Below are 5,901 nucleotides of genomic sequence, written 5' to 3'. Positions count from 1 at the left end.
TGTATTGATTCAGATGGGATACGGAGAACGAAAGGGGCAAGGACCACGGATCCTCGACTTGGATCAGCCCCTTGGTACGATTACTGCAGGTGGAAACAAGTTTGGATTAGCACAGGCAACTCTTCAGTATAACGGTGAAATTGTATCTTCAATGGAAATCGAAGATCACGCTGAGGAGGTCGGGGACTTCTTGATGCAATATAACGGCACCAGTATCGGACAGACACCGGATCAATCAGTGAACACTATTACGGTAGAGGATGCCCGTGGTTTGGTGATTGTTATACAGGGCATTTCCTACCGAATTGTAGATATCGGTTTCCGGATGCTTGAGCCTCATGAACTGTTTGCTGCTCAGGGCTTTCCATCTAATTACATCATAAACATTGATGCTGAAGGAAAGACAATTTCGAAAGCATCTCAGGTCGCCAGATGTGGGAATTCAGTACCTCCGGATCTCCCGAACGCCTTGGTTCGCGAGAATCTGCCTCATCTCTGCACGGGAGCTGGAATGCGACTTACGTTCGAGCGTTACGCGAAAGTTTCTGCAGTGGGCCAGTTGGCTTTCTCCATATAAGAATCGGAAAGCTCTTCCTTCAGGGAAGGAAGAGCTTTTGAAATAAGATGGTAGCTTGCAAGTTAAATCATAGGAGGAAATAAAAATGAGAAAACAATTAGTTATAAAAATAGACATTGAAGACAATTCCCCGGAACAGGAAAATTGGTTGGTTGATATGGATGCATTGACATTTACGATTCAAGATAGATTAGAAGTCCCAGATGACGTGACGGTTCATAGTATCGAATTAAGTCAGGATTCAGATAGTTGCCAAAGCGCTGGCCAACAGAACGAAAATCTAAACCTAAAAGGAGAAATGAATAATGAATAAAAACGTTGAGTCTAAAAAAATAGCTGCTCAAAATATACATTGCCCGTTGTGCTTACACATTGGAGTCCCAGATCAGGAAATTGAATATATCGTTTACCAAAGTAATGAGCATTCAAATGAGCTTCCTGATGGGACTTCAGCTATTAGTTATCAATGCACTGCGTGTCAATTTGAATTCCCAATCCCTACGAGTATCCTTCTTAGAGCCTCCGTAAAAGAAGAGGTAGAAGATGATAGACTGCGGGTGATCATGCAGGATCTAGCTCAGGCATATACATCGATTCGGTCATATCCAGAACTGGACAATGAAGATTATCTCTTCTTCACTGGCGTTGATCTTCAGACAAAGCTACCCGTTCAAATTCAAATTGACCTGAAGACTTGCATGATCTATGACCGGAAGATAACAGATGAAAGTTGGGTAGAGTGTTGGGATATTGAGCCGCCATCTGTTCAACTCCACAAAGAAATGATGAAACAGATTGCTGATGAATTGAAAGCCTTCTTGCTGAAAAAGGATCTCTGGAAAGGGACTATCCTATATTTCAATCAAATGGCCTACCATAGTACAGACGGGATTCTGACGTATGCAGATCCACGGAATCACCTAACCTATTGTAATCCGGAAACATTAACCGCAAGTTTCTATCAATCAAGATTGGCCGAAGTGCTGCAGCTGGGCGATACAAATGCGGATGGTACACGTTCATGGGGTACTCGGAATGAGCTTACGGAGCTTCTGAAGAAATACGGTTATCGTTATGAGCTTGGGAATCAATGGAATTTCGCTCTATTCAGCTTGCATGGTGGCTAAAAGAAATCGTATCCCAAAATATATATGGGGGCTAATGCTACCGGATCTAAGGCGGCAAAATACGCCCCCTAAGATCCGGTACGCACCGCTGTCGGGTTACTCCAACCGATAACTAGAGCACCTAAAACGGGGAGGATCATCCCGTTTAAGGTGCTCTACGTTCCTGGATGTCGCTTAACACCCGCCACGGAGCCAACGACCAGGTCATCTCAAATCTAGAAAACCTTCTTGAAAGAAAAATCAAAAAAACCAAGCCTAAAGGGCATGGATAGAACCGGTAGCTGCCGGTTCTTTTTTATTGGAATCATTTTTTTCACTTTTGACATCCGCATGGTAACAGGTGGCAGTTCGACTAGACTTCCGGCGGACCGAGCCTCCGGCTTCGCCCCTCCATCCACCGGAAGCCAAGTCTCTCAGTCGAGTAGTCAAGGGGCAAAAAGTTTTTTTCTCTTTCAAGAAGAACCGGGTCGAAAAAAACTTTCTTGCTTGATCCCTTGACTACCCACCTATGCCCCTGTTCCCAAGCTCCGCGTCAAAAGGGAAAAAAATGCCCTTCCGGGATTCCATCCCATGCGGCTGTCAAAAGGGCTTCAGGTGATGCGTACACCTGAGTCCTCACATACTTTTATCCTCCAGAACCAAATTCGGTGCCGATGGCACCGATTGGAGAATTTTTGATTAGTGCGATCTGGAAAGATAAGAGGCTTCAGATAACAGAGCATTAGAAAACGGTGTCCGAGTGCTTCTGGATCTGCAAGTGGAAGGGGTTCTCAAGATGGTCGTTCGTGAGCTTTATGTGGTCGCAGCAATTATTACTGGGCAAGTACAGTGCAGTGCTTGCCCCAAACCAAATCTGAAAGGATGTTATGAAATGAACGTTGTTGTACTGGTGAAAATGAACGATGAGTTAGTCGAAGAGGTTGAGACTTTTGGGGGTCCAACTGCCTTACCGGATGTTATGAAGGCTTTCCAAGATTGGACAGGGGTATCTTATTACGATTTTGCAAGACGGTATCATACAACAGATGAAGATTCCTTGGATATTTTGGGCGAGGAATTTGCTGGCACGAAACTATATTTCAACAAGGTCAAATCGATCCCGGATGAAAATCAAGAAAATTCGCTCGAATCGATGATGACTCTGAGTACTGCCCATATTACTCAGGAAGTTGCAGATGAGTTATTGGAGGACGCATATTCATGTCAATTAATCTACTATCCTAAATCTGAATACGGATATTTTCTCTGTGTTCTGGAAGATGAGTTGGAAAACGAAAATAGCCTTCCTGAATGCTTAAAGGACATTCTGGCTTGTGCCCGTTCGAAGGGGGTGCAGTGGGTGATGCTTGACCGCGATGCGGACACCATTCCCGAATTACCAGTCTTTGACTGGTAATTCGGATCAGATTCACGCCACCACTACATATCCCACTTCGAAAGGTAGATGATCAAATATGTTAAATCAGTACGAATCTATGGTAGGAAAGCATTTCAATCAGGTAGAGGTGAAAATGCTTTGTGCGTTGATCGATCAGCGTATGGAGAAATCATTACCGTCTTCCGATTTACGTATGTCACTCATTCAAGAAATCCAAAAAATACAGAAATCGATGGGTTACCTTAACGATCAACAAAAGAAAGCCAAGCAACGAATCAGGCGCGATATTAACCAGTACCCAGATTCAAAAGAGGATGCAATTATTTTTTGTAAACATATTGATGGTACTGAGTTTTCGATATCGATTTCTGACAACTATATTCTATGGAATAGTGATGGCATGACGATTAATTTATCTTTCAAATATAATACGAAAATAATCGGAAACAAATATATTAGGGCAATTGTTCCGAAATTTTCGAGTGAATTCTATGCAGGTTCTTATACTGTGCAGACTGCTGTATTTGAGGAAATTTATTTCAATGATATTGCTGAGTGCAGCGACTTCTATTTACTAGAGGCACTATTTACAGTCTCTGAGCAAGAGAAGAAGACCCTGGGCACCAAGATCTGCATCGAATGTGGACAGCGTTCGGCAGTTCCGGATTTTAACTCAAAGGGACATGTCATTGGTAACTTGGAAAAGCCGAGGGAATCCCGAAAGGTTGTAGAATATCAGTGCCAAAACTGTTCAACTATCTTTTATAAATAAAACACTTGTGAGGGTGGACCTTCGGGTCCTCTCCTAACCTTTAGATGGCAATCCGATATTGTATAAGGGGATGTGAAGAGAGTGCAATGTAAAAATTGTGGGTATTGCAAGCAACGCGGAAGACAACAAACACAAAGTAACCGACAAGGACGGAAGAAATACTTCTGTGTGAATCCAGAAACACTACTTATGAAAGATCGAGGGCTACCCTTAAATAATTTTATTGATTTTGGAACAATGACATCAGAAAGTCCATTAGCGTTAAAAACGGTGAAACGATGGTGCCCATTGAAAGTAAAAAAAGAAGAGCAGCACATACCAAGATAAGAGGCATGGAGAGATCCGACAGCTCCGGATCTTTTCTATTTAATACTCATTTTCGCTTTTGACATCCGCATGGTAACAGGTTACAGTTCGACTAAGCTTCCGGAAGGCCGAGCCTCCGGCTTCGCCCCTCAACCTCCCGGAAGCTAAGTCTCTCAGTCAGCCAGTCAAGGGGCAAAAAGTTTTATTCTCTTCCAATAGCATGAATCGAAAAAACTTTTGTGCTGATACCCTTGACCGTCTGTCTATGTACCTGTTCCCAAGCTCCGCGTCAAAAGGCGAAAATTCGCCCTTCCGGGACCAAGTCCCATGCGGCTGTCAAAAGGGTTTGAGCTTATAAAATCAGATTGCTTGCTCACTTTTTTAGAGCTAATAAATGAGAGGAGGAAGGTGTAAATTGTAAATTATATTTTACAATTTATATCGTATACGGTATAATGAAGACAATAATTGAATTTCTACCTGACGAATTGGGCAATGAACCTGTCCTCGATTTGATTAACGATATCCGATTAAAAGTAGACAATGACGCGGATATGATGCAACTATTCACATTCATCATGCGAGGGTTGGAATTTTTGGAGATTCACGGTCTTGATGCTATGGATACGTATTTTATTGATGAGACAGAAAGCGGATTTCCGTACACGATCAGGTTGGTGAAGGAACTTCGGAATCATGTACCTTTATTGGAATTCCGAGTGAATTGGAAAAATGCTGGTGCATTCAGATGTATTTTCTTCGAACATCGGGTAGGGAATCTGCAAGTCTTACTAATGGTTAAGGCTGTATTGAAACAAAACACCTACTCAGCAGAGTTTGAAAGGATCGCAGTAGAAGCGGAATTGGTATATAAGGATTTTACGAGCAACCCAGAGAAGTACATAAACTTTCAAGGAGTTGATCAGTATGAGTAAAGAACTGGGTCAAAGTTTTAAAGAATTAAAGAAGTCTGCTAGAGATATTCCCGAAGTTCGGGAATATCTAGATAGCTTCTCTGTTGCTGTGGGAAACCTGATTTTTGCGCGGCGTAGAAAGCTGGGGATATCACAAGCTGAGTTGGCTAGATTGGCAGGAACGACACAAGCCAAAATTTCCAACATCGAAGCTGCCAAACAAAATGTTACGATTGATACACTTAATGCGGTATTTTCTGCACTTGGTTTAACACAGCTCATACCCGTATTTAACGATGAACAAGCGGCTACTTATTCAAACTGATTATTGAAATTCCTGAAGACAAAGACGGTTGCATACCGTCTTTTTTTTGTGCGTTTTTTAGTAGTCGATCCGAATATCTAAAAGGTTGCTTCGCCTGCTGGCGAACCTTTGATTTTTATGGTCTATTACAATCAGTAACTCCGATTTATGTCCGGACAGCTTGGTAGATTTATTCTCATTGATAAGATGCCGAGACTCAATAGTCTGGGCATTTTCTGGTTTCACGAAAATCTCAAATCACTTGTTCTTTTCATTTATGAATATATATATGGAAGTGAAAATTAAAGTTAGAAGTAATAACTCTACTAACAACCTCCCTGTTGCGAGTTCATAAATTACATTATAACCGTTAATTTCTCTACCATGTTCGATGCCAGACCAAAGAGGAGCAAATGTAAAGCTATCGAATTCTCTTTGTGGGCCCCACACTTTATTGAATGGTACAAATAAGACTCCAAATACTAAAAGACAAATCATATACAAAAATGTAATCCACTGTTTT

The 5,901-nt window shown here is 41.9% G+C and carries 9 protein-coding genes; 8 read left to right on the top strand and 1 reads right to left on the bottom strand.

Annotation, left to right across the window (positions count from 1 at the left end; genetic code table 11):
* From C3B52_RS34915 to C3B52_RS34875, 8 genes are all read left to right on the top strand, one after another.
* Positions 1–577 (top strand): DNA cytosine methyltransferase (locus tag C3B52_RS34915; RefSeq protein ID WP_201264988.1); only part of this gene is annotated, 577 nt, incomplete at its 5' end.
* Between the two features lie 85 nt (positions 578–662).
* Positions 663–890 (top strand): hypothetical protein, encoded by a 228-nt coding sequence (locus C3B52_RS34910; RefSeq protein ID WP_103110934.1) that lies wholly within the window; start codon positions 663–665, stop codon positions 888–890.
* A complete protein-coding gene (locus tag C3B52_RS34905) occupies positions 883–1,704 on the top strand; it encodes a hypothetical protein (protein ID WP_103110933.1) in 822 nt (273 codons plus the stop codon). Before C3B52_RS34910 ends, C3B52_RS34905 begins: the two co-directional genes overlap by 8 nt.
* Positions 1,705–2,443: 739 nt before the next feature.
* Positions 2,444–3,100, top strand: a complete 657-nt coding sequence (locus C3B52_RS34895) for a DUF5983 family protein (protein ID WP_235615967.1) — start codon at positions 2,444–2,446, stop codon at positions 3,098–3,100.
* A 79-nt stretch (positions 3,101–3,179) separates the two neighbouring features.
* A complete protein-coding gene (locus C3B52_RS34890; RefSeq protein WP_164685074.1) occupies positions 3,180–3,854 on the top strand; it encodes a hypothetical protein in 675 nt (224 codons plus the stop codon).
* A 168-nt stretch (positions 3,855–4,022) separates the two neighbouring features.
* Positions 4,023–4,181, top strand: a complete 159-nt coding sequence (locus tag C3B52_RS37690) for a hypothetical protein (RefSeq protein ID WP_235615966.1) — start codon at positions 4,023–4,025, stop codon at positions 4,179–4,181.
* A gap of 434 nt (positions 4,182–4,615) precedes the next feature.
* Positions 4,616–5,095, top strand: coding sequence for a hypothetical protein (locus C3B52_RS34880; protein ID WP_103110928.1), 480 nt, complete (start codon positions 4,616–4,618; stop codon positions 5,093–5,095).
* The gene (locus C3B52_RS34875; RefSeq protein ID WP_103110927.1) at positions 5,088–5,399 is read left to right on the top strand and encodes a helix-turn-helix domain-containing protein; all 312 of its coding nucleotides are present in this window, start codon (positions 5,088–5,090) and stop codon (positions 5,397–5,399) included. Before C3B52_RS34880 ends, C3B52_RS34875 begins: the two co-directional genes overlap by 8 nt.
* Positions 5,400–5,636: 237 nt before the next feature.
* Here C3B52_RS34875 and C3B52_RS37685 read toward each other — a convergent pair.
* Positions 5,637–5,901, bottom strand: a 265-nt coding sequence (locus C3B52_RS37685) for a hypothetical protein (protein ID WP_103110926.1), incomplete at its 5' end; no start/stop codon positions are given.

Origin of the sequence: Brevibacillus reuszeri, from assembly GCF_002897295.1 — a bacterium.
Taxonomy (GTDB): domain Bacteria; phylum Bacillota; class Bacilli; order Brevibacillales; family Brevibacillaceae; genus Brevibacillus; species Brevibacillus reuszeri_A.
The sequence above is the reverse complement of the archived record's forward strand: the minus strand, read 5'-3'. Positions and strand labels throughout refer to the sequence as shown.